Below are 22,690 nucleotides of genomic sequence, written 5' to 3'. Positions count from 1 at the left end.
GCGGCCAAACGGCGCAGGGAAGGCGCGAATCAGTGCCAGGCGTCCGGAGTGGCGCCGGGGGCGTGGCCGATGATCTCGTCGAGAATTAGGTGCGAGCGGGTGGAGATCACTCCCGGCATGGTGTGGATATCGCGCAGGATGGCCTGGCTGAGCTGCTCATGGTCGGGAGCGCTCACCGTGAGGATGATGTCGATATCACCGCTCACCGCCTGAGCCTTCTCGACGAAGGGCAAACGGGCCAGCTCGGCGGCGATCTCGCCCCAGGCGACGTCGCCGATCTTCACGACAACGAGCGCAGACACGTTGAGACCGAGCGCCTTGCGGTCGGTCTGAGCGCCGAATCCGGTGATCACGCCGTGGCTGATCAGTTTCTGCACCCGCGTGTGGGCGGCGGTGCGGGAGATGTGCACCAGCAGGGCCAGTTGACGCATCGAGAGTCGCCCGTCGCGGCTGAGCTCGGCAATGATCTGGCGATCCGTGCTGTCGAGTCCGGGGTGGGGAGGCTGCGGCTGCGTCATTGGACTCTCACACTACCGGCGCGGGCACCGAAGCGTGCAGGGCGCGCAGGTAATGGTTCTTCGGCCAGTGTCGCAGCCGGCGTGGCAGGCGGGGATAAATCAAGCGGATGCCGCCTAACACCCGGTCGAAGCGTCGCTGGCGCCGCGCCGACCAGGGCAGGTCGAACAGCAGCCGTACGTGCGCGGGCAGCAGGCCGGCAGTCATGAGGCGAGCCAGAGGCAGGGCGGCGCGATACCAGAGCGGCGCGGTGCGTGAGTGCAGCAGGTCGTGCGCGACGGCGCGCGTGGCGGCATCCGTCGTCAGAAGCGCGAGCTGCTCGTTCCAATAGCGGCGGAAAGCGCTGCGGTTGGCCGGCCAGAGTTCCGGCGGAACCTGCAGCGAGGTGCCAAGGCGGGAGTACTCGCGGTAGACCGCATCGGCTGTTTCGTCGTCGAGGGGGCCGTAAAGTCGGCCGTGCAGGTCGGTGGCGGATTCGTACAGCGTGGCGGCGACCCAGAGCTGCAATTCGGGCGTGAAAGCGTTGTACTCGGGAGCGGTGCCAGTGGAGTGCACCGGGACGTGCGCGTGGTTGACGCGTGAGGCCATCGAGGCGGCCAGGTCGGCATCTCCGAACACGGTGGCATAGACGTAACTCAGCGTGCCATTCAACCGGTCGAGCGGCTTGTCGGCGAAATGGCTGTGGTCGGCGACGCCGTGCCCGATGGCCGGATTCGCCAGCTGCAGCAGGATGGCGCGGCCTCCGGCGGCGATCAGGACGCCTTCGCCGGCGACGCCCTGCATGTTCTGTGCCCGACGTGAGCTCACGGCTACCTCCCAATAAACACGCAGAACTCCGTGACAGGGTGAGCCTATTCGGTCAGGCTGAGTTTTAGGCCCCGGCTTAACGCCCGAACAGGGGTAGATGAATATTTGGGATTTGGGGAATACGACCGCCTTCTATGCGCTTGCATGTATCCGAGGGCGACAATTCTTGGGCCCACACACTTGAGGAGAACTTCTATGAGCGAGACCACCGTAACGAGCATCCCGGGCTACAAGGCCGGAACGTGGACCATCGACAAGACCCACAGCTCCGTGAGCTTCAGCATTCGTCACATCGTCATCAGCAAGGTCAAGGGCACCTTCGATGATTTCGATGCCACCTTCATTACCGGCGAGAACCCGCTCGAGGCGAGCGTCACGGCTTCCGCCAAGGTCGTGTCGATTAACACCAACGAGCCCAACCGCGACGGCCACCTGCGCACCGGGGACTTCTTCGACGCCGAGACCTACCCGACCATCGACTTCGCGTCGACCGGTGTTCGTGAAGTCAAGGGCGACTACCTCGTCGACGGCAACATCACCATCAAGGGCGTCACCAAGCCGGCAACCTTCGAGCTCGAATTCGGCGGATTCGGCGCAGACCCGTACGGCAACTACAAGTTCGGTGCCACGGCCAAGACCGAGGTCAACCGCGAAGACTTCGGCCTTACCTACAACGCAGCCCTCGAAACCGGCGGCATGCTGCTCGGCGACAAGGTCACCATCACGCTCGAACTTCAGGCCTCGCTCGACGCGTAACGTTCGTTCTCTTTTCAGCACGGCAAGCAGGGCACGGCTTCGGTCGGGCCCTGCTTGACTTTAGACACTTTTGATGTTCCCCGACCTGCAGCCGCGCTACTAGCCTGCGTTGAGTCGGAGCATCCATTCGGTTAGACGCCGGCGCAGCCCGCCGCCATCCAGGTCTGCTCGACCGAGATCTGTGTAGTTGGGCGCCCAGGTCTCGACCCTCGGGTAGGCCTTCAACGCCGCGAAGTAATCCCAGCGGGCGACATGGGGAGCGGGGGAGCCGAATGCCTCGTCATAGGCCAGGGTGAACTCCTCGGCGGCCGTTACGTCATAGAGAAAAACGAGGTCCTGGCGACACCAGGCCAGGTCGTAGCCGCGCGGTGCCAGCCCGGCGCCGGACCAATCCACGATTCCGGTGAGTCGGCCCCGCAGCCAGACGGTATTGCCCGACCAGAAATCGTTGTGGGTGAGCACGCGGGGTTCGTTGGTGAGCTCGTGCCACACCGAGTGAAGCGGTGAATCAGCCGCCGGTTCGGTGAACAGATCGGGAAGCTCCGGGTTGACCGGCAGCGAGTGGATGCGCGCGAGTGCCGCTCCGAGTTGCCGCGCGAAGTCCTGCGGGTCTGCGGGGGTGATCGAGGCCAGACCCGGCAGCAGTGTCGTGACGATGAGCGGGCATCCGTTAACTGTGCCGGCTGGGTCGGCGGCGAGTAACTGCGGAGCCAGGGCGCCGAGCCCGCCGAGCCCGCCGAGACTGGCGAGCACGCGCATCTCACGGCGTACGGCGTCGTCGCCGGGCGGAAATTGACGCAGTACGAACTCGGATCTATTCGACGCTCCGATGACGGTCGTTGTGGCGTGCGTGCCGCCGGGCAGCGTGCGCACCCAGCGCAGCTCGGTGACGGCGAGCTGCCGGGCGGCCCACTGCAGAACGGCGGGGGAGATAGAGCCGGAAGTCATGCGGTAAAGCTACGCGCTGGCGACTGCGGGTTCAGCATTCCCCTATAGGTGAGCACGTTCATGGGCATGAAGACCAGACCGACTGCGATGTAGAAACACCCCATGATCGTGCTCCCCCTCTGCAGTTCCACCCTGCCGATCCCAGCGCGGCGACCAGTTTCAGACCGGGCGGGAGTCTTTGCCGTCGAGCCACAGTTCGACGGACTCGTCGCGATGAACGCCGTCCGTGCCGACGTGCTTCTCGCTGATGGTCGAGCCGTTCTTGATCACGTAGACGAGGGCCATCGCGTGCCCGCGACCGAGGCCATAGTCAGACTTGAGCCAGTCAACGATGGCGGGGGCCTTCGTCGCCGGGTTATCGAAACCGCGCTCGTGCGCCAGCGCGACCAGCTCACGCGGCGTCAGGCCGGTTTTGTCTTCAATCGCCGTGAGATAGGCCTGAAAGGACATCGCGTCTCCTAGATTTACGGGGGCCTCGGAACTGACTACTGCACCAACCAGATGAGCTGCGACCTCGCCTGACTCCGTGCCAAGGGCCGCGTCAAACGCCGGCACGGCCTCACCGGTGGGCTCAGCTTTTGTCATTTTCGTCACGGCATCGAGCGTCGTCCCTACGGTACCTTCCCCGCCAGACCCACGTCCAGCGTGTTAGGCCGGAACCACCGTTTAAGAGACAGTCCCTAGCGGACAGTCCCTGGGTAGCAGGTCCCGGCGCGCTCAACCGTGGGAATTGGTGTTGGCTGGCTGGCTGGGTGGAATGGGCTGGGTGGATGCGCTGGTGGTCCAGAGCCTATTTGTTCCAGTTGGGTTGTTCGGTGGGGGTGGTGGCGCGGTTTTGGCGGGCGGGGCGCCAGGTTTGGGTGGGGTCGAGGAGGAGGGGGCCGCGGATCCAGGGTCGGCCGTTGCGCATGTCGATGTCCCAGCCGGAGGTGTTGATGCTGGTGTGGGCGGCGTTGCAGAGGAGGACGGCGTTGTCGATGTTGGTGGGGCCGCCTTGGTTCCAGGGGATGACGTGGTGGGCTTGGGTGTATTGGGGTGGCATGGTGCAGCCGGGGATGATGCAGCCGCCGTCGCGGGCGGCGAGGGCTCGGCGTTGGGTGTTGGTGAAGAATCGGTGGGTGGTGCCGAGGTTGAGGATGGTGCCGGTGTGGCCGAACAGGATGGGTTGGTAGCCGGCGGCGTCGATGAGTTCGTTGACGTGGTGGGTGGTGAGGGGTCCGTCGAGGCCGTCGATCCAGCCGGCGCCGCGGCCGGCGAGGAGGTCGTTGATGTTGATGTGTACGAGTACGGTGGGGGCGGCGCCGCCCATGGTGGGGGTGTCGGGTTGTCGGGCGGCGGCTTCGAAGACGGCGCGGAGGATGCCGGCTCGTTTCTCGCTGATGGACCGGGTGTCGTCGGGTTGTTGCGGGCAGGGACCGAGCCCGTCGGGCTGAACACTCTCTTCGGCTTCAGCTTCAGCTTCGGTTTCAGCTTCGGTTTCGGCCTCGACTTCTGCCTCAGCCTCCGTCGGTTTCTCGGCAACAGCCTCGGCCGGGTTCTCGCTGGCCGACGGTTCGGTGTCTTCGGTGTCTTCGGTGTGGTCGGTGTGGTCGGTGTGGTCGGTGTTGGTGGGTTCGGTTTCTTGGAATTGGACCGTCGTTCGCGGCGCGGTGTCGTTGGTGTCGGTCTTCGGGGTGTCGGTCTTCGGGGTGGGGGTCGAGCCGGTGGTAGCGCCGGTGGTGGTGCCGGGGACGGGGTTGGTCGCGGCGGCGGAGAGGTAGGCGTCGAAGACGTTGCCGATGATGGCACGGTCGAGGGTGGTGAACCAGCCGCTGAGGCTGTAGCCGCCGTTGCTGAGGCCGCCGAAGCTCAGCCAGCTGCGCCGCTCTGCGGGGGTGTCGCCGGGCGCGGATCCGTCGGGCGCGAGGCGTGCCTGCCATTGAATGCCCTGCTGTCGGAGCAGTTCGGGGGCGAAGGCGATGCCGGCGCCGGGCAGGCCCGCGGTTTCGGGGGTGATCGTGCCGGAGCCGCTGGCGACGAGGGAGCGTTCGACGCGGTCGAGGCCCTCGATCAGTACCGAGGTGCGCAGGCCGTCGAGCACCGTCACGATGACACGGGCCTGCTCCACCCCGACGGCTCCGTTCTGCAGGGCATCGCCAAGAACGGGGTATATGGGGGTGAGGGGGCGGCCGAGCAGCATCCGTTGGCCGGTTTTCGCGCCGAGCGCGGCACGCTGGCGCACCTGGGCGCGGGAGACCCGGGCCAGGGTGCAGACCAGCTCGACGCCGCTGCGGCAGCCGAGCCGACGCGCCAAGGTCGGCGCGGCCAAAACCACCGCCGCACCGGCGGCCGTCTGGGTCGCAGCACTCTGGCCGGCGGTAGCCCGAGCTGCGGCGCTCTTCGCGGCGGAAGCATCGAAGTACTCGGAGCGGCGGAGCACATCGGTCGTGGAGAGCACCCGGGCTCCATCGACGACTCGGCCCACGCTCTCCAAAGCCAGCAGCATAGTCAGGGATTCCTCGTCACCGAGCAGACCGAACGACACCCCACCCAACGCTGCCAGCAAGAGATCCCTCGCCTGCTCCACCGCGACAATGGCGGGATTCGAGGCGGTGGTGCCGGAGTTTTCCATGAACATGGGCGTCAGTGCCTCCTTCAGATCCATTTTACCGCAAATCGAACATAAAAGCGAGAGAATCTCAAGAAAACCTCAGGAGCAAAAGTGGCCTGGGAAAGTATCGGAACCACGAGTTCGAGCTAATTTCGCTGTGTGTCGGGCCGTGGGGCGCCGTTCCGTCGGGACTATTCAGCGCCTTGCGTGGCCCAAATCGAAGTCATGAACGAATTCGCATCCTCAAATTGGCCTGCAGGTTCATGCCGCGCCTTTCGGCCAATGCTGCGATCCGCCGGCCGGGCCCATGTTGTGACCGTGGGCCCAGTTTCTAACCTGGGCCCAGGGACGGGGCCCGGGCCCCGTCCCCCAGAACTGCGCTCCCGCGGTTGGAGCGGATTCGGTATGCGCCGGTTCGTTGGAGAGGAGCCCTTGAACTGGCCCCACTGGATCAGGGGCAGTGGCGGAGCATCGGTTCGGCAGCCCGCTCCAGTACGACGGGAGACTGGACGGCGGACCTCCAAGCCACGGTCCCAGACTTCGCAGAAGGGCTGGCCGAGGTGGCATCCGTTCGCGGCCAATGCCAGACCGAGACAGGCTGCAAAGCTGAAGGCATGGATGATTCCGCGGAGAAAGTGACCCTGCTGCGCAACCTGAGCACCGGCCGAGAGGCCCTCATTTGGAAACTCGACGGGCTCAGCGAATGCGACGTGCGGCGCCCCATGGTGCCGACCGGCACAAACCTATTGGGCCTGATCAAACACGTAGCGAGCCTTGAAGCAGGTTACCTGGGACGGTTCCGTCGGCCTGCGAGCCGATAACAGTAACCTGCCGTCCGCTGACGCTGCCTGGTGGCAGGCCTACCGAGAACGCCTGGAGGCGGCGGCCCGTGACGCCGGCTCGTAAGGCCGGTTCGTGACGTCGGGTCGTAAGGCGGGTTCGCAAAGCCGGCTCGTAAGACCGGTTGCTGAGGTCGGTTCTTAAGGCCAGCCCGTTGAGCCGTTTCGTCACGGACACGCTGGGAACTGTGCCAAGGTGCAAGGGGGACGCTGGCTGAAGCGCACCCGGAATGACCGTAGTAGTTCGCCATTTCAGTTACTGGAAGAACGCTCTAATGATGAGGAGATTGCCGTGTTCACCCTGAACGACCTGGAGATTCCGATCATTGCGGCGCCGATGGCGGGCGGCGCATCGACTCCGAACCTCGTGGTCGCGGTGAGCAACGGGGGCGGCCTTGGCTTTCTGGCGGGCGGGTACAAGACGCCGCAGGCCCTGGCCGCACAGATCGTCGAGGTGAGGCAACGCACCGAGCACGCGTTCGGTGTCAACCTGTTCATGCCGCAGGCGCCGCTGACCGACCGAGCGGCCGTTGAAACCCTTCGGGACCTGCTCGGCCGAGAGTACGGCCTCTCTCTCGGGCAGATAGCTGACGCCGACGACGACTGGTTCGCCGAGAAGGTCGCCCTGGTTATCGCCCATCGCGTACCGGTGGTCTCGTTCACCTTCGGCCTGCCGTCCGACGACGTCATAGAGCGGATGCACGCCGCGGGGTCCTTCCTAATCGCCACGGTCACGTCGGTGTCAGAGGCCCGCCAGGCCGAAGGCCTCGGCGTCGACGCCCTGTGCGTTCAGGGACCGGAATCCGGCGGGCACCGGGCAACGTTCACTACCAGGGGCGAACCGGGCACCCTGGCCCTGGGGGAGTTGTTGATCGCGATTGGCGAGCTGGTGTCGCTGCCGCTCATCGCGGCGGGCGGCATCCACTCTGGGGGTCAGATCGCGTCGCTGCTCGCTGGCGGAGGCACCGCGGCCGTGCAACTCGGCACTGCCTTTCTGCGCACCGAGGAATCCGGCGCGAACCCGGCCCATCAGAGTGCCCTCGTCGACCCGCGCTTCACCGAGACCGTCATCACCCGCGCATTCTCTGGTCGTCCGGCGCGCGGGCTGCGGAACGCCTTCATCACCGCCCACGACGCGGCAGCGCCCCATGAGTATCCGCAGGTGCACCACCTCACCAAGGTCGTTCGAGCGGATGCTGCCCGCCGCGGCGACCCCGACGGGCTCGCTCTCTGGGCAGGCACCGGTTTTCGTGAGGCGCGCACCGGCCCGGCGGCGGCGGTGCTCGGCACCCTCTGGAATGACACGCAGCTAGCCGTCGTCAGCTAGCCGCCGCCAGTCAGGCAGCGAGCCTGCAAGCCAGCGAGCCTGCAAGCCTGCAAGCCAGCAAGCCAGCAAGCCTGCAAGCCTGCAAGCCTGCAAGCCAGCGAGCCTGCAAGCCAGCCAGCCAGCCAGCGTGCCAGCGTCAGCCAGCAGTCGCGTCCAGGCCGCCGGTGCGGCGATTGGCGGCCCGACCCGAAACTCTTCTGGAGTGCACCCCAAGGTAGGCTCTTTCGACGGGTATGCAGCATCGGCCCGGTTAGGTCAGCGTCGATCGGCGCGAATCGCACGACAAGAAATGGTTTCCCTTTGCGCACATTGAATATTTTTCGGGCGGGAAAGCTCGCGGTTGCCGTCACGGCGCTGCTGGCCCTCGCCGGCGGATTCGCCGGCGTCAGCGCCGCGACAGCGAGCCAGCCGCCGACCGCCGTCACCGGCGAAACCTACGTCATCGGCACCGACACCACCTTCGCGCCGTTCGAGTACCGCGAGAACGGTGAACTGACCGGTATCGACATGGATTTGATTCGTGACATTGCCGCGAACCAGGGCTTCAAAGTGGAGATCAAGTCGCTCGGCTTCGACGCGGCGTTGCAGGCGTTGCAATCCAATCAGGTCGACGGCGTCATCGCCGGAATGTCGATCACCGATGAGCGCAAACTCATCTTTGACTTCTCCGACCCGTACTTCGACTCCGGCGTTCAGATGGCCGTCGCCGAGGACAATGCCAAGATCACCGGGTACTCCGACCTGGCCGGCGAAACCGTCGTCGCCAAGCGCGGCAGCGAGGGCGAGACCTTCGCCAACTCGATCAAGGACGAGTACGACTTCACCGTCAAGGCCCTCGCCGACTCGGCCACGATGTACGACGACGTCAAGGCTGGCAACTCCGTCGCGGTCTTCGACGACTACCCCGTGCTCGCCTACGGCATCAATCAGAACAACGGCCTCAAGTCGGTCACCGAGAAGGAGCAGGGCAGCTCCTACGGTTTCGCTGTCAACAAGGGCCAGAATCCCGAACTGCTCGCCGCGTTCAACACCGGTCTGGCCGAGCTGAAAGACAGCGGCGAGTACCAGGCCATCCTCGATGAGTATCTCGAGCAGCCGGCACCCGCCGCAGCATCCGGTTTCTTTGGTCTGTTGAGCGACAGCCTGCCAGCCCTCATGAAGGGCCTCGGGCTGACCCTGCTCGCGACCGGGTTGTCGATTCTGATTGCCCTCGTGCTGGGTGTGCTGTTCGGGTTCTTCAAGGTTTCAGAGAGCCGCGTGCTGCGCGGCCTGGCCAGCGTCTACGTCAGCATCTTTCGCGGCACGCCGCTTCTCGTGCAAGCGTTCTTCTTCTACTTCGGCTTGCCGCAACTGACCGGGCAGTCGATCGACGTGCTCACCGCCGGTGTGCTCACGCTGAGCCTCAACGCCGGTGCATACATGACCGAGATCGTGCGCGGCGGCATCCAGTCGGTCGACCCGGGCCAGACCGAGGCCGGCCGCAGCCTCGGACTCGGCTACGTCACGACCATGCGCCGCGTCGTGCTGCCGCAGGCCGTGAAGATCATGACGCCCTCGTTCATCAACCAGTTCGTGATGACCCTGAAGGACACCTCGCTCCTGGCCGTGATCGGCTTCGCCGAGCTCACCTACCAGGGCCAGCAGATCTACGCCGCCAACTTTCGCACCGGCGAGACCCTGCTGATCGTCGCAGCGCTCTACTTCATCGTCATCAACCTGCTCACAATGCTTTCCAACAAGCTCGACAAGAGGTTCAACAAATGAGCACCAGCGCCAATAGCACCGCGAGCGTCGGCAGTAAAATTAGTGTCAGCGGTTTGCGCAAATCGTTTGGCTCCAACGAGGTGCTCAAGGGCCTCGACGTCGAGATCACCGAGGGCGAGGTCGTCTGCGTCATTGGTCCCTCGGGTTCGGGCAAGTCCACCTTTCTGCGCTGCCTCAACAAGCTCGATGAGCTCAGCGCCGGCACGGTCATCGTCGACGGATTCAACCTCGGCGACAAGACCGTTGACCTCAACGAGGTGCGCCAGCACATCGGCATGGTATTTCAGCACTTCAACCTGTTCCCGCACATGACCGTGCTGCAGAACATCATGCTCGCTCCGGTCGAGTTGAAGAAGCAATCCACAGCGGATGCCCGTGCCACCGCCCTCAAGCTGCTCGACCGGGTAGGCCTCGCCGACAAGGCCACCGCCCGTCCCGCCCAGCTGTCCGGCGGTCAGAAGCAGCGCGTGGCCATCGCCCGCTCGCTCGCCGTGAACCCCGACATCATGCTCTTCGACGAGGCCACGAGCGCCCTCGACCCTGAGATGGTCGGCGAGGTGCTGCAGGTCATCCGCGACCTTGCCGCCGAAGGCATGACCATGGTCGTCGTCACCCACGAGATGGGGTTCGCCCGTGAGGTCGCCGACCGGGTCATCTTCATGGCCGACGGCCTCATCGTCGAGGAGGGCACCCCGGCCGAGCTGTTCGGTAACCCGCAGCAACCACGCACCCAGGACTTCCTCTCCAAGGTTTTGTAGACCGCGTCAGGGAGAAAACGGATGCTCCGCGCGCGACCCGCGCGGAGCATCCGTTTTCTACGTTCCGGCTCAGGCGCGATCGCCGACGATCTCCTCGCGCACCCGGCGCAGGTCTTCCATGAGTGAGCCGATCAGGATCCAGTGGTCCGGGTGCGGCGTGACGATGCGCAGGGGCGCGGTCAGGGCCAGCACGTCGAGGTCCGCCGGCTCCGGCACGCCCGTGAGGTCGCCTTCCTCCCGCGCGAGCAGAGCCAGGTCGTGGGCGGCCCGGGCGAGCTCCCGAGAAAACGCCTGAACGCTCGGCTCGAACTGCAGGGACGCGTCGTAGTGGTCGTGCAGGGCGCGGGTCATGCCGATGGCGCGGGTGACAAGAGTCGGCAGCCGCTCGATCATGTCGTGGTCGGCGTCGAGCGCCACGCGCAGCTTGGCCTTGCGCGGATTGAGCATGAGGCTCTCCTCCGCCTGGGCGATGGCCTTTTCTGCCGACACGAGCATGGGGCGCAGCAGACGGGCCTTAATCATCAGCTCCATCAGGTCGATCGGAGTCTGCGGGGTGCGCAGCGCCTGCGCGATACGGTCAAAGGTGTCGGCGAGCTCGCGGGCGAGCAGGCCGACGGCGTCGCGCGCTGGCGCTATCAGCACGGGGGGAACGATGAGGGCGTTGATGACCAGGGCGATACCCGCGCCGATAAAGGTCTCGAGGATGCGATCGAGGGCGTACCCCGGCGTCGTAGCACCGAGGGCGAGCACCAGCATGGCGCTGATCGGAATCTGGCTCGCCGACACCGGGGACAGGCGCAGCGCCCACGCCACGAGGATGCTCACCACGATAGTGCCGAGTACGACCCAGCTGGACTGACCGAGGAAGAATCCGATCGACGAGGCGATGATGACACCGCCGATCACGCCCGCGGTGCGTTCGATGGCACGGCCGAGGGTCTGGTTGACGCTCGGCTGCACCACGAGCAGGGCCGCGATCGCGGCGAAGATCGGCAGGTTGCTCGGCAGCAGCAGCTGGGAGGCGAGCCAGGCGAGGGCCACGGCGACGGCCATCTTGACGACCTGCAGCACCGGGAGTCGTTTGGAGATGCGCAGGGCCGAGGTAAGTTTCACTGGTCAAGGCTAACCCGACTGCGACCGCTCAAGCGGATGCCGACACCGCCGGTTTCGCGATCGGCCGATGCTTCACGCCCAGAAACCGTGCGTAGTGCGACGCTGCGCGGGCGAAGCCGCGCTGGGTTTTGTCGGCCCGGGCCTGGGCGGTCGTCGTCGCCGGTGCTTCGAACAGCGTCGCCGCTGCGGTGAGTCCCGACGTTGCGATCTTCTTGCGCCAGGTGCCGACAATACGCCCGTCCGTGACGACGAGCGGCAGAAAGATTCCGTTTAGTCCGGGTACCACCCGGGTGAGATCGGCGGCGGCGATCACGTGGCTGCGATCCCGGTACCCGAGCAGGTACTCGTCGAACCCGGGGAGCGCGAGCACCGGCGTGTGCTGGCGCCGGCCCGTCGCCACGACTGCGGCATCCGCTGTTTCGGCGGCTAGAAAATGCGCTGCGCCGTCGACCTGCACCTCGGTGAGCCTGCGCCGGGCCACGGCCAGGCCGGTTTTCGCGTCGGCGACGGTGAGCTGCGACCACCAGGCGAAGTCCACCAGGGTCGCCGGCCCATGGCCGAGAAAATAGCGGTATACGAATTCGCCGAGCGCTTCATCGCGCTCAAGCCGGCGTGGGGTCGGCACCCACTCATCGAGCAGCACCAGCCCTTGCTGGGTGCCGACCTGGCGTCCCCAGCATAGAGTTCCGGTGAGAGCGAGGTGGGCGATGGTGTGGTATCCGCGCTGGCCCTCGGTCGGCAGGGCGGACGCCTGAAGCATGGTCATGAATTCGGCGCGGCTGAGCTGTTTCTGCCCGGTCAGCGCGGTGATCGCGGCCTCACGAGCACGCTCCAGCACGGGCAGGTCGAGGCCGAGCCGTTCGTTGATCGTGCGGGTTTTGGCGAGCAGGCGCGGGGTTGTCAGACCCTGCATCCAGCCCAGTTCCCCGGCCGGAACGAAGTGCAGCGTGCCCCGCATTGGCCACGACCGCACGATCTCACCCGCCGAAACGGCTGCCTGCACGTCGGCCAGGGTTGCGCCGGGGGAGCGCACGCCGAGGGCCCACTGTCCAGCCTGGTAGTCCTGCGCCTGCACCGCGAGCATCCGCTCGGCGACGGCGACGGCACTCGGCAACGGATCGCCGGCCAGACCCTGGGCGTGCAGGCGCAAGCGTACGACGTCGGCGCGGGAGAGGGCAACGGGCATGACACCAGTATGCTCAACTCCCGCGCCGCGTTCGCTCAGGCGTGAAAAACGCTCGCGCTATTTTCTGCGGCTATTCGGGCGGACAGCCTGAATGACTCGGGCGCTTCCATCGGAGGTCTGGGTGCCGAAGGCATCGAACTGATCCTCGGGCGGCCCGGCCGTCGGTCCGCCACCACCGAACCGGCGCCGCAGCGCCTTGACCAGCGGCGGTACCACGAGGAACACCACGATCACGGTGTACACCACGACGGCGAGCGGTTCGCTCAGCAGCGCGGCGGGATCGCCCGCGCTGATCTGCAGCGCTCGGCGCAGCTGGCGTTCCATCTCCGGGCCGAGGATGGCGCCGACGATGATCGGCAGCACCGGAAACCCGAAGCGACGGGCCATGTAGCCCAACGCGCCCAGAAGCAGCAAAATCAGAATGTTGAAGGTCTGCATGCCCGCCGCGTAGGCACCCAACGTGGCGAAGAACAGAATTCCCGCGTAGAGGTACGGCCGCGGAATGCGCAGCAGCTTGGCCCACAGCGGAGCGAGCGGCAGGTTGAGCGCGAGCAGCAGCGTGTTGCCGATGAACAGGCTCGCGATCAGGGTCCAGACCAGCACCGGTTCGGTCTGAAACAACATCGGTCCGGGGTGGATACCGTACTGGTTGAACGCGGCGATCATCACTGCGGCGGTCGCCGTGGTCGGCAGACCGAGGGTCAGCAGCGGTACGAGCGTACCGGCAGCTGAGGCATTGTTGGCCGCTTCCGGGCCGGCGACGCCCTCGATGGCGCCGTGCCCGAACTGTTCCGGATGCTTGGACAGCTTCTTCTCCGCCACGTACGACAGGAAGGTGGGAATTTCCGCGCCACCGGCCGGAATCGCGCCGAACGGAAAGCCGATGACCGTGCCGCGCAGCCACGGTTTCCAGCTGCGCTTCCAATCGTCCTTGCCCATCCACGGCACCCCGACCGGGATCGTCGGGGGTGTGCCGTGGCGCAGGTGCGCGGCGATCCAGAGGGCCTCACCGACCGCAAACAGGGCGACGGCGATGACGACGACGTCGATGCCGCCGGAGAGCAGCGGCTGCCCGAAAGTCAGCCGTGCCTGGCCGGTCGTGGCGTCGAGGCCGACAAGTCCGATGGTGAGACCGATGAACAGCGAGGCGAGCCCGCGAATGCGGCTCGAGCCGAGCACTGCGCTGACGGCAACGAAAGCGAAGACCATCAGCGCGAAGTATGAGGGAGCTCCCAGGCCGATCGCGATCGCCACGATGAACGGAGCGACTAAGACAAGGGCGCCGGTGGCGAGCGTACCGGCCACGAAAGAGCCGATCGCGGCCGTCGCTAGCGCCTGCGCTCCGCGGCCGGCCTTGGCCATTTTGTTGCCCTCGAGCGCCGTGACGACCGACGAAGACTCGCCCGGGGTGTTGAGCAGAATCGAGGTCGTCGAGCCGCCGTACATACCGCCGTAGTAGATGCCGGCGAACATGATCAGCGAACCGGTCACGTCGAGGGCGTAGGTGAGCGGCAGCAACAGGGCCACGGTCATGGCCGGGCCGATGCCGGGCAGCACGCCGACGGCGGTGCCGAGTAGCACACCGATGAGGGCGAACAGCAGGTTCTGCAGGGTCAGCGCGTTGCCGAACCCCTCCATCAGCAGGGTGAGATTTTCCATTAGAGAATTCCCGTCAGCAGGCCGGCCGGCAGGTTGATGCCGAGGCCCAGTACGAAGCCATAGAACGTGCCGACGGCCAGAAGAATGCCGATCACGAGCGCCCAGACGAAGCGCCTCGAGCCGAGCAGCAGGGCGGAGCCGTAGAACAGCAGCGCACTGCCGATCACGAAACCGAGAAAGTCCATCGAGAGGGCGAAGACGAGAATGAGAGCGCCGAGGCCGAAGACGGTGGGCCAGTGGGCCTTCTGGGAGAGGTCGATGTCCTCGCCGTCTTCGGCGTCGGCGTGGCCGCCCCGCAACACCGAGATCGCCAGGGCGATCGCACACAGCGCCAGGCCGGTCGCGATGATCGTGGGAACGACCTGCGGTCCCATCACGCCGGCGTTAATGGCCGTGTGACGGATGTTCGCGGTGTCGACCGCGATCACGATCGCGATTCCCGCGAGCAGGGCGGCAACACCGAGCTCGGAGCGACCCCGCAGGCGCGCGCGAAAGCCGGACGCAGCTTCGGAGCTGGGGGAGGACACGATTAGACCAGGCCCAGGGTCTTCAGCACGTCAGCGACGCGGGTGTCCTGCTCGGTGAGGAAGGTGCTGAAATCGTCGCCGGTGATGAAGGCGTCGGTCCAGCTGTTGTCCTCCAAAACCTGCTTCCACTCCGGGCTGTCGTGCATGGCGGTGACGGCGTCGACGAGGCGGGCAATCTCGGCATCGGACAGGCCAGGGGCGGCCAGCAGCCCGCGCCAGTTGGTGAAGACCAGGTCGATGCCCTCTTCGGTGAGGGTGGGGGCGTCGATAACGGGAACGCGCTCTTCGCTCGTGACGGCGAGCACCCGCAGGTCGCCCGACTTCACCTGTTCGAGGAATTCACCGTAGCCGGAGGCGCCGAACTGCAGCTTGCCGCCGAGGATTGCCGGCAGCAGTTCGCCGCCGCCGTCGTAAGCGACGTAGTTGACCGCCGTCGGGTCGATGCCGACGGCATCCGCGAGCTGCATCGGCAGCAGGTGGTCCGGGCCGCCCGGTGACGAACCGCCGCCGACGGCGAAGGTGGACGGGTCGGCCTTCCACGCGGCGACGAGGTCGTCGATGGTCTGGTACGGGGAGTCGGCGGCGACGAAGATGGCGCCGGCCTCTTCGATCAGGCCGGCGATCGGGGTCGCGTCGGCGACCTTGGCGTCACCCTCGTTTGTATACGCGGCGCCGACGACGCCGAGTCCCATCATGAGCAGAAAGTTGGCGTTGCCGGTTTCGGTCAGGGTGCGGGCGAGGCCAACGGTTCCGCCGGCCCCGGCCAGGTTGGTGACCTCGGTGCCGGTAGCGAGGCCCAGGTCGTCCATCACCTTCACTGCGGCACGGCCGGTGACGTCGTAGCCGCTGCCCGGGGCGTTGGGAATCATGACCTGCAGGTTTTGCATCGGGCCTTCGTCGGTGGCCTCGGTGTTCTTGGCGCTCGTGACCCCGCAAGCGCTAAGGGCGAGCGCGACGGCGCCGGCGAGAACGACGGTGCCCGCCGTCCGGCGAGAGCGCATGGTGCGTGCTGTGATTGGCATGCTTGAATCCTCTTCGATTTCTGGCGAGCCTCTTTGCTGGCCGAGTTCAGCCTGCTCGGTGGGCCGGGCCGGGCACAACTTGTGACGTTAGTGAACGTTGTGTAGCTTGCGGTTGTCGGCCCCAATTTCGGTTTGACCCCGGAATGAGGGATTATCTCTTATGGCCAGAGAAGACCGAGGGGACTCGATGCCGCGCCCGCGCGGGTCCGGCATCCGTTCAACCCGGCTCAGCCTGACCCGTCAACTGCTGCTGTTCCAGCTGAGCCTGATCGCGCTCGTGCTCATCGCCGTCACGGCCATTTCGATCGAGCAGACCCGCAGCAGCTTTGAGAGCGGCGCCCAGCGACGCATGCTGACGGTCGCCGAATACACCGCAGCCACCCCGCTCGTTCGCAGCCTGCTCGACAGCGACGCGGAATCTCAGCAGTTCTCTGTTCCGGTCGAGGCGCTGCGCACCACGACCGGAGTCGACCAATTGCTCGTGACGGATGCCGCTGGCCGCGTGATCGCCTCACCCGCCGACCCACGGCTGCTCACGACCAATCTCACCATTGACCCGACACCCGACGCGTCCGACGCCGCCTGGGCCGGCGTTGCGCCGATCGGCGCCAACGACTTCGTGGTCGCGCAGGTGCCGGTACTGGCCAACTCCGGGGAGGTCGTTGGTACCGTGGTCGCCGCCCGCGAGTTTCCGTCCGTGACCGAACTGCTCGTCAGCGCGGCACCGAACCTTCTCGTCTACGTCGGGGTGGCCGGAGTGCTCGGCGTCGCGGGATCGCTGCTGCTTGCTGCCCGAGTGAAACGGCAGACCCTCGGCCTTGAGCCCGAACAGATCGGCCGACTGGTCGAGCATCGGGATGCCATGATCCACGGCATCAGGGAGGGGGTGATCGCCATCGACACCGACGGGCTCATCACGCTCGCCAACGACAGCGCTCGTACCCTGCTCGGTCTGCCCAGTGATGCGGAGGGTCGCGCCATCGACACGGTCGGCCTCGACGAGGAAGCCGTGCGGGCGCTGCGCCCGCAGGAGGTGGGCGCGATCGACACGGTCTTCGTGAACCGCGGGGTGCTGCTCGTGCTGAACCAGACGCTCATCCACCCGCCGAGGTCCCGGCCCGAGGTCGTCACGACCCTGCGCGACCGCACCGAACTGATCACCCTGCAGCACGACCTCGGCAGCAGTCGGCAAGCTACCGATACCCTGCGCGCCCAAACCCATGAGTTTGCGAACCGGCTGCACACTATCTCAATGCTGATGCAGTTGGGCGACACGGATGCTGCGGTCGAATACGTCGATGCCGTCACGCGTGACCGCACCGAACTGGACAACTCCGTGCTGACCCGCATGCAGGAACCGGCGGTCGCCGCGCTCGTGATCGCCAAGACCTCACTCGCCCGCGAACGCGGCGCAACACTCGTGCTGTCGCCCGAATCGGCCCTGGCCCGAGTCGATGGCGACCTGTCCGCGGACCTCGTGACTGTTATCGGCAACCTCGTCGACAACGCCCTCGACGCCGTGACCGGAGCCCCGGAGCGCAGTGTATGCCTCGACGTGCAGACCGTTTCGGGTGCGGTGCGGGTGACGGTGAGCGACTCAGGGCCCGGTATCGACGCCGCACTCATCGACCGGGTGTTCGAGGTCGGGGTGAGTAGCAAATCCTTGCTGGCCGGCGGAGACTCCCACGGTTACGGCCTCGCCATTGTGCGCCTGGTCGCAACGCGTCGCGGGGGATCGGTCGACTACCGAGCCGACAACGGTGCCGTCTTCGAAGCCGTACTCCCGGTCGATGGCGCCAGGTCGAGCGCCGAGGAGGAACCGACCCGTGTGTGAAGTCCTCGTCGTCGACGACGATTTCATGGTGGCGCGCGCCCACGAACGCATCGTGGCGCAGCAGCCCGGGTTCACTGTGGTCGGCGTAGCGGCGACCGGCTCAGACGCCCTCGCCCAGATCGCCGCCAAGTCCCCAAACCTCGTGCTGCTCGACATGTACCTGCCCGACATGACCGGACTCGACGTGATCCGCCGGGCCCGAAAAGCCGGACGCGACGTGGACTTTCTCGTGCTCAGTGCCGCCCGAGAGGCCGAGATGGTCACCGCGGCACTGCAGGGCGGCATCGTGAGCTACCTGCTCAAACCGTTCAAGATCGTCGAACTGCAGGCCAGGCTGGCCGCCTACGCGAAACGACGTCGACTGCTCGGCGCCGGCGGTGACCTGAGCCAGAGTGACCTGGACCAGGCGCTGGGGCGAGCATCCGCTCTGCCGAACGTGGCATCGGTCGGGGCCCTGCCGAAGGGCCTGAGCAAGGAGACGGCGTCGTTGGCCGCAGCCGCCCTCGCCGGCAGCGAACCCGACCTGGCCGCGTCGGAGTGCGCCGAACTGCTCGGCCTGTCCCGGGTAGTGGCCCGCAAATACCTGGAATATTTCGTGACCAGCGGTCAGGCCGCCGTCACGCTGCGCTACGGCCAGACCGGCCGCCCGCAGCGTCGCTACGCCTGGCTGGCCGGTTGACTCGTGCGCTGACTAGCCGAGGTCGTCGTCGGTGCGAGCGCCGAACACGATCTCGTCCCAGCTGGGCATCGAGGCACGCCCACGTTTGGGCGTCGTGCGTCCGTGATTGGTGCGTTCCTGCGCCCTGGCAGCCTGGTTCGCCCAGGCATTTCCGGTGGGCTCCGGCGTGGTGGCCGGTGCCGCGCTGGATTCGTCGGTGACCGTGGATTCGGTCGGAGCAGCCCGGCGCGGCCGGAGTGAGGCTGACGGTTGCGCAGCCGTCGGCAGCACCGGTTGCTGCAGCGAAGCGGATGCCGACGGCTTGGCCGCCGCCCCACTCGAAACGGCCCCGCTCGACGCCGCCTCGCGTTCGCCGCGACGACGACGCAGGGATTCCAGAAGGTCAGCGGTTTCGCTCATGTTCGAAGCAGGCTCTGCCGCGCGTTTGATCGCCGCTTTCGACACGGCATCGTCCCGGCTGGCCCCACGGGAGTACGGAACGGCTTCGAGGTTCGGGCTGGTGTCGTTGAGGATCTCGTCGGCGAGGGATTCCTTAAAATTGAAGGCGTTGCTGTCGAAACGCGACACGTCGGCGTCGCTCGTCTCCGAGCCGACCGCGCGCAGGCGCGGAATCAGTGAGCCCTTGAGCTCACCCTGCTGGGACAGCGCTATGGCTTCGCTGCCGATCGGAGACAGTGAGTTCTTCTTTGGCTCATATCCCCAGCGGGCATCATGGTCGATCTCGTCGGCGGTAAACGACAGCTTGACGATCCAGCCGCCGCCGGGCTCTTTCCAGCTCGCCCACCGTTCACCGGTCGCACCGAGCGAGGCGAGGCGTTCCCGAATGACGCTACCGAAGTTGACGTTCTCGTCAACCGGGTCCGGGTCGATGGCGGTGTGTACCGGAACGCTCAGGGCTGAGGAGACGATGTACTCCCGCTCGGCCACGACCGGGCCCTCAAAGCGGCGCACGTAGTCGAGTGATGCGCCGGTGACGGCGGCGACGTCTTCGGCGGACATGCCGGAGCGGATGTGCGCCTGAACCTCCCGAGGAGACAACTTGGGTGCGTTGGTGCGTTCCGTCTGGGTTTGACGAAGCCGAGACTGTAGAACCTCGTCGATGGCGATGCGATACCGGTCGCCATCTTCGGACGCTGCCAGCAGCGCACCGTTCTCAACCCCAATAACCTTCAATTCCTGCATGAAGACAAGCCCTCTCGCGATTACCGTTGGCTGCAAGACTGCCACGGGTTGGTGTCTATTCGCGGGAATACGCCGGGCGTGCCGCAAGTTGTTTCTTCGTGTCCGAATAAATAGTTGGCGGACGGTTTGCTATTCCGTCCGGATTGTTGGAAACTGTGCCCGCCGATTTCGTTTATCGGCGTAACTGAAATGGATGGGCATGGCAACCGATTACGACGCACCCCGAAAGACTGAAGACGACTCCGAGTCGATCGAGGCCCTCAAGGAACGTGTGCCAGACAAGATGTCCGGCAGCGTTGATGTCGACGACTCCGACAACCCCGGTGGGTTCGACCTTCCGGGCGCCGACCTGTCCGACCTGGACCTCGATGTCGTCGTTCTGCCCGCGCAGGCCGACGAGTTCACCTGCGTGAATTGCTTCCTGGTGAAGCACCGCTCGCAGATGGGACACGAAACCAAGCTCGGCACCGTCTGCCTGGAGTGCGACTCCTAGACCACTGGCACCTGCATTACCCCACGTTGGCCGTTCGCGATTCATTGATCGCGGCGGCCAACTCTCTTGGGTGCCGGCTGGAGATGATCCAGTACGGTGCCGGGTCGGTCGCATCCACGATGGGCACGCGCACGACCGGGTCGACCCAGCCACGAATAAGCAGCCAGGCTCTAGCATCCAGTCGGGGGCCGCGTTCCTGGGTGGCCTCTGACTTCTCGAAGGCCGTCGCTTCGCCGAGCAGTCCGGTGGAGATCGTGGCGGGGCCGGCGATCAGTTCGCCGTTCTGCACGCGCACGACCGGCGCAGCCAGCACGAGCAGCAGCACGCAGCCGCCGTACAGAACGGCGGCCGTCACTATGCCGGCAAACAGGGAAATGGGGACGAGCACGAGAATGCTCGCTGGGATCACCAGGGCGGTGACGATGAAGGCCCAGGCGTTGGGCCACAGTTTTTCGCGGTAATCAGGCATGGCTCTATTCGATCAGATATCTGCACTACCCTCGACACGTGGTAGAAAGCGTCGAAGTCCTGATCCAGGCATCCATCCTCCCGAACTACGCACACCCCGGTGATGCCGGGGCTGACCTGCATGCGGCTGAAGGCCTTGTGCTCGCTCCGGGAACCCGTGCACTTGTCGGTACCGGCGTGTCGATCGCCCTACCCGACGGTTTTGCGGCGTTTGTTGTTCCTCGCAGCGGGCTCGCCGCCAGGCACGGCATCACCATTGTGAACTCTCCGGGAACAGTGGATGCCGGCTACCGCGGCGAAATCAAGGTGGCCCTGCTCAACACCGACCTGAGCGAGTCATTCCCGATCGCCGTCGGCGATCGTATCGCCCAACTCATCGTGATGCCCGTCGCCCGGGCCACTTTCATCGCCGTCGATAAGCTGCCAGGCAGCCACCGCGGCGAGGGCGGCTTCGGGTCGACCGGCGTTCAGCCGCGCACGCACGACAACGCACCAGTGCCGGGCCTAACGGCCCCGCAGACAGGAGATATCCGGTGAGTGACCTCACGAACCTGGGGGAGACCCCCGAATTCATGCCAAAGTCGGCTCCCGACGACCGCGAGACTGATGGCCCGTTCGACGAGTCAGAGGCCAACCCGGTTCGCCCGTACGTCGACCTCGGCGGAATCAAGATCCTTCCGCGTGAAGGCCTGCACCTGCGCCTTGAAATTGAAGAGGGCAGCAAGCGAGTCGTGGCGATCGGTCTCGACTTCGCCGGTTCGACCCTGCAGGTGCAGCCGTTCGCGGCGCCGCGCTCAAGCGGCCTGTGGCACGAGATTCGCGACCAGATCGCTGACCAGATCGGCAAGCAGGGCGGAACGACGACGCCGCGTGAGGGACCGTTCGGCCCCGAACTCGTCGCCGAGATTCCTCTCGCGGCGGGCCAGGAGGCGGGTGGCGTCACCCGCCTGGCCCGCTTCATCGGTGTCGACGGCCCGCGCTGGTTCCTGCGTGGAGTGATCGCCGGCGAGGGCGCGATCGATCCGGACGCCGCAGCACAGATCGAAGACCTGTTCCGCAGCATCGTCGTCGTGCGCGGATCCACCCCGATGCCGCCGCGCGACCTGATTCCGCTGCGCATGCCGGCCACCCCTGCCGGCGCCACCGAGACCACCGCAGTCTAACCAGGCCATGAGCGACCAGGATCGGCCAGAACAGCCGTACGCGGCCGACGAATCAGCAGCCGTACCGCCGTCAACCCCCGTGCCGCCGACAACCCCCGTGCCGCCGTCAACCCCCGTGCCGCCGACAACCCCCGTGCCGCCGTCAACCCCCGTGCCGCCGTCAACCCCCGTGCCGCCGACAACCCCGGTGCCGCCGACAACGTCCGCACTCTTCGCCGATTCGATGGCCGGAGCGGCCCGCCGCGCCGGCTTCGGGGCGGCGACCGAGGGGGAGCCGATTAGCGGCCACGCGCTACTGAAAGCGATGGGCGGCATCCGCGGTCTGGTCGAAGCAGTATTGCCCGGCCTGGTCTTTCTGGTTACCTACTCGCTCACTATCGACCCGTCAACCGACGTGACGAGTGACCCGATCGGCACGCTGCTGCCCTCGCTCGTGGCCCCGCTCGTGATCGGCGTGATTTTCGTGGTGCTGCGCGCGATCACCAGGCAGACCACGACCCCGGCCCTCGGCGGTCTCGTCGGCACCGCCATCAGCGTGGCCCTTGCACTGTTCTCCGGCAAACCCTCTGACTTCTTTCTGGTCGGCCTCTGGACCAACGCCGGTTACGGCGCAGCCCTGTTGATCTCCGTGCTCGTGCGCTGGCCCCTCATCGGCGTGGCCGTCGGCTTTCTCATGGGCGATGGTGTCGCCTGGCGCCTCAACGCCAGCAAGCGTCGCGTGCTCACCATTTTGACGCTGTGCTGGACCGGCCTCTTCCTTGGCCGCCTCGCCGTGCAGCTTCCGCTCTACCTCGCCGATAACGTCGAGCTGCTCGCCTCGATGAAGCTCCTCATGGGCATCCCGCTCTACGCGCCGCTGCTCGTCGTCTCCTGGCTGATGGTGCGGTCCGTCTATCGCAGAGCTGAGACGTCCGACTCGCTCTGAATCACGACCGGCAGCCCGCGGTCGCCTGCTAGAGTTATCTCGACGTCAAGATAGTTGCTCGGTGAAAATTCACCAAAACAACTCGATGGAAAAAGGCAGCCCCCGGCATCCGCTGGTTAGGCTTGCCTTGCTGG

The 22,690-nt window shown here is 66.0% G+C and carries 23 protein-coding genes; 11 read left to right on the top strand and 12 right to left on the bottom strand.

The window, feature by feature from the left end; translation table 11 throughout:
- Nucleotides 1–29 precede the first annotated feature (29 nt).
- Together QMK31_RS02100 and QMK31_RS02095 are read right to left on the bottom strand one after the other, a co-directional pair.
- Nucleotides 30–518 carry an Lrp/AsnC family transcriptional regulator gene (locus tag QMK31_RS02100; RefSeq protein ID WP_283499283.1) on the bottom strand — a complete coding sequence of 163 codons (489 nt, stop codon included), beginning with the start codon at nucleotides 516–518 and terminating at the stop codon, nucleotides 30–32.
- A 7-nt stretch (nucleotides 519–525) separates the two neighbouring features.
- Nucleotides 526–1,323 (bottom strand): oxygenase MpaB family protein, encoded by a 798-nt coding sequence (locus QMK31_RS02095; protein WP_283499282.1) that lies wholly within the window; start codon nucleotides 1,321–1,323, stop codon nucleotides 526–528.
- Nucleotides 1,324–1,518: 195 nt separating this feature from the next.
- Between QMK31_RS02095 and QMK31_RS02090 the strand changes: the two genes are divergently transcribed.
- Nucleotides 1,519–2,079 (top strand): YceI family protein, encoded by a 561-nt coding sequence (locus tag QMK31_RS02090; RefSeq protein WP_283499281.1) that lies wholly within the window; start codon nucleotides 1,519–1,521, stop codon nucleotides 2,077–2,079.
- Nucleotides 2,080–2,178: 99 nt separating this feature from the next.
- On the opposite strand, the gene QMK31_RS02085 is transcribed toward QMK31_RS02090, so the two are convergent.
- The 3 genes from QMK31_RS02085 to QMK31_RS02075 all read right to left on the bottom strand — a co-directional run bounded on the left by QMK31_RS02085 (nucleotide 2,179) and on the right by QMK31_RS02075 (nucleotide 5,671).
- Nucleotides 2,179–3,027, bottom strand: coding sequence for a phosphotransferase family protein (locus QMK31_RS02085; protein ID WP_283499280.1), 849 nt, complete (start codon nucleotides 3,025–3,027; stop codon nucleotides 2,179–2,181).
- Nucleotides 3,028–3,186: 159 nt separating this feature from the next.
- The gene (locus tag QMK31_RS02080; RefSeq protein WP_283499279.1) at nucleotides 3,187–3,477 is read right to left on the bottom strand and encodes a DUF4287 domain-containing protein; all 291 of its coding nucleotides are present in this window, start codon (nucleotides 3,475–3,477) and stop codon (nucleotides 3,187–3,189) included.
- A gap of 340 nt (nucleotides 3,478–3,817) precedes the next feature.
- Nucleotides 3,818–5,671: an HNH endonuclease signature motif containing protein gene (locus QMK31_RS02075; protein WP_283499278.1), complete on the bottom strand. Its 1,854-nt coding sequence runs from the start codon at nucleotides 5,669–5,671 to the stop codon at nucleotides 3,818–3,820.
- A gap of 560 nt (nucleotides 5,672–6,231) precedes the next feature.
- Between QMK31_RS02075 and QMK31_RS02070 the strand changes: the two genes are divergently transcribed.
- The 4 genes from QMK31_RS02070 to QMK31_RS02055 all read left to right on the top strand — a co-directional run bounded on the left by QMK31_RS02070 (nucleotide 6,232) and on the right by QMK31_RS02055 (nucleotide 10,305).
- Complete coding sequence (locus QMK31_RS02070) at nucleotides 6,232–6,438, top strand: mycothiol transferase (protein WP_502852251.1); 207 nt, start codon at nucleotides 6,232–6,234, stop codon at nucleotides 6,436–6,438.
- Between the two features lie 310 nt (nucleotides 6,439–6,748).
- Nucleotides 6,749–7,783 (top strand): NAD(P)H-dependent flavin oxidoreductase, encoded by a 1,035-nt coding sequence (locus tag QMK31_RS02065; protein WP_283499277.1) that lies wholly within the window; start codon nucleotides 6,749–6,751, stop codon nucleotides 7,781–7,783.
- A 300-nt stretch (nucleotides 7,784–8,083) separates the two neighbouring features.
- Nucleotides 8,084–9,547 carry an amino acid ABC transporter substrate-binding protein/permease gene (locus tag QMK31_RS02060; protein WP_283499276.1) on the top strand — a complete coding sequence of 488 codons (1,464 nt, stop codon included), beginning with the start codon at nucleotides 8,084–8,086 and terminating at the stop codon, nucleotides 9,545–9,547.
- Nucleotides 9,544–10,305, top strand: a complete 762-nt coding sequence (locus tag QMK31_RS02055) for an amino acid ABC transporter ATP-binding protein (protein ID WP_283499275.1) — start codon at nucleotides 9,544–9,546, stop codon at nucleotides 10,303–10,305. The genes QMK31_RS02060 and QMK31_RS02055 overlap by 4 nt, the downstream gene beginning before the upstream one ends.
- 69 nt (nucleotides 10,306–10,374) lie before the next feature.
- Here the strand turns inward: QMK31_RS02055 and QMK31_RS02050 are convergent, their stop codons facing one another.
- The 5 genes from QMK31_RS02050 to QMK31_RS02030 are packed head-to-tail and all read right to left on the bottom strand — an operon-like array spanning nucleotide 10,375 to nucleotide 15,791.
- Nucleotides 10,375–11,418, bottom strand: a complete 1,044-nt coding sequence (locus tag QMK31_RS02050; RefSeq protein WP_283499274.1) for an FUSC family protein — start codon at nucleotides 11,416–11,418, stop codon at nucleotides 10,375–10,377.
- Between the two features lie 28 nt (nucleotides 11,419–11,446).
- Nucleotides 11,447–12,604 carry a winged helix DNA-binding domain-containing protein gene (locus tag QMK31_RS02045; protein WP_283499273.1) on the bottom strand — a complete coding sequence of 386 codons (1,158 nt, stop codon included), beginning with the start codon at nucleotides 12,602–12,604 and terminating at the stop codon, nucleotides 11,447–11,449.
- 57 nt (nucleotides 12,605–12,661) lie between these two features.
- The gene (locus QMK31_RS02040; protein WP_283499272.1) at nucleotides 12,662–14,263 is read right to left on the bottom strand and encodes a tripartite tricarboxylate transporter permease; all 1,602 of its coding nucleotides are present in this window, start codon (nucleotides 14,261–14,263) and stop codon (nucleotides 12,662–12,664) included.
- Nucleotides 14,263–14,790, bottom strand: a complete 528-nt coding sequence (locus tag QMK31_RS02035; protein WP_283499271.1) for a tripartite tricarboxylate transporter TctB family protein — start codon at nucleotides 14,788–14,790, stop codon at nucleotides 14,263–14,265. Before QMK31_RS02035 ends, QMK31_RS02040 begins: the two co-directional genes overlap by 1 nt.
- 2 nt (nucleotides 14,791–14,792) lie before the next feature.
- Complete coding sequence (locus QMK31_RS02030) at nucleotides 14,793–15,791, bottom strand: Bug family tripartite tricarboxylate transporter substrate binding protein (RefSeq protein ID WP_502852460.1); 999 nt, start codon at nucleotides 15,789–15,791, stop codon at nucleotides 14,793–14,795.
- Nucleotides 15,792–15,972: 181 nt separating this feature from the next.
- Between QMK31_RS02030 and QMK31_RS02025 the strand changes: the two genes are divergently transcribed.
- Complete coding sequence (locus tag QMK31_RS02025) at nucleotides 15,973–17,646, top strand: sensor histidine kinase (protein ID WP_283499269.1); 1,674 nt, start codon at nucleotides 15,973–15,975, stop codon at nucleotides 17,644–17,646.
- Nucleotides 17,639–18,325, top strand: coding sequence for a response regulator (locus QMK31_RS02020; protein WP_283499268.1), 687 nt, complete (start codon nucleotides 17,639–17,641; stop codon nucleotides 18,323–18,325). The genes QMK31_RS02025 and QMK31_RS02020 overlap by 8 nt, the downstream gene beginning before the upstream one ends.
- Nucleotides 18,326–18,337: 12 nt before the next feature.
- On the opposite strand, the gene sepH is transcribed toward QMK31_RS02020, so the two are convergent.
- On the bottom strand, nucleotides 18,338–19,507 hold the full coding sequence (gene sepH / locus QMK31_RS02015; protein ID WP_283499267.1) for a septation protein SepH: 1,170 nt from the start codon (nucleotides 19,505–19,507) through the stop codon (nucleotides 18,338–18,340).
- Nucleotides 19,508–19,706: 199 nt separating this feature from the next.
- Between sepH and QMK31_RS02010 the strand changes: the two genes are divergently transcribed.
- On the top strand, nucleotides 19,707–20,000 hold the full coding sequence (locus QMK31_RS02010) for a DUF4193 domain-containing protein (RefSeq protein WP_092112645.1): 294 nt from the start codon (nucleotides 19,707–19,709) through the stop codon (nucleotides 19,998–20,000).
- Nucleotides 20,001–20,016: 16 nt separating this feature from the next.
- Here QMK31_RS02010 and QMK31_RS02005 read toward each other — a convergent pair whose 3' ends face one another.
- The gene (locus QMK31_RS02005) at nucleotides 20,017–20,469 is read right to left on the bottom strand and encodes a DUF3093 domain-containing protein (protein WP_283499266.1); all 453 of its coding nucleotides are present in this window, start codon (nucleotides 20,467–20,469) and stop codon (nucleotides 20,017–20,019) included.
- Between the two features lie 38 nt (nucleotides 20,470–20,507).
- Here QMK31_RS02005 and dut point away from each other — a divergent pair, with 38 nt between their 5' ends.
- The 3 genes from dut to QMK31_RS01990 are packed head-to-tail and all read left to right on the top strand — an operon-like array spanning nucleotide 20,508 to nucleotide 22,556.
- Nucleotides 20,508–21,005 (top strand): dUTP diphosphatase, encoded by a 498-nt coding sequence (dut, locus tag QMK31_RS02000; RefSeq protein WP_283499265.1) that lies wholly within the window; start codon nucleotides 20,508–20,510, stop codon nucleotides 21,003–21,005.
- Between the two features lie 35 nt (nucleotides 21,006–21,040).
- The gene (locus QMK31_RS01995; RefSeq protein ID WP_283499800.1) at nucleotides 21,041–21,631 is read left to right on the top strand and encodes a DUF3710 domain-containing protein; all 591 of its coding nucleotides are present in this window, start codon (nucleotides 21,041–21,043) and stop codon (nucleotides 21,629–21,631) included.
- 7 nt (nucleotides 21,632–21,638) lie between these two features.
- The gene (locus QMK31_RS01990; protein WP_283499264.1) at nucleotides 21,639–22,556 is read left to right on the top strand and encodes a DUF3159 domain-containing protein; all 918 of its coding nucleotides are present in this window, start codon (nucleotides 21,639–21,641) and stop codon (nucleotides 22,554–22,556) included.
- Nucleotides 22,557–22,690 lie beyond the last annotated feature (134 nt).

Origin of the sequence: Cryobacterium sp. PH31-O1 (assembly GCF_030063455.1) — a bacterium.
GTDB lineage: Bacteria > Actinomycetota > Actinomycetes > Actinomycetales > Microbacteriaceae > Cryobacterium.
The sequence above is the reverse complement of the archived record's forward strand: the minus strand, read 5'-3'. Positions and strand labels throughout refer to the sequence as shown.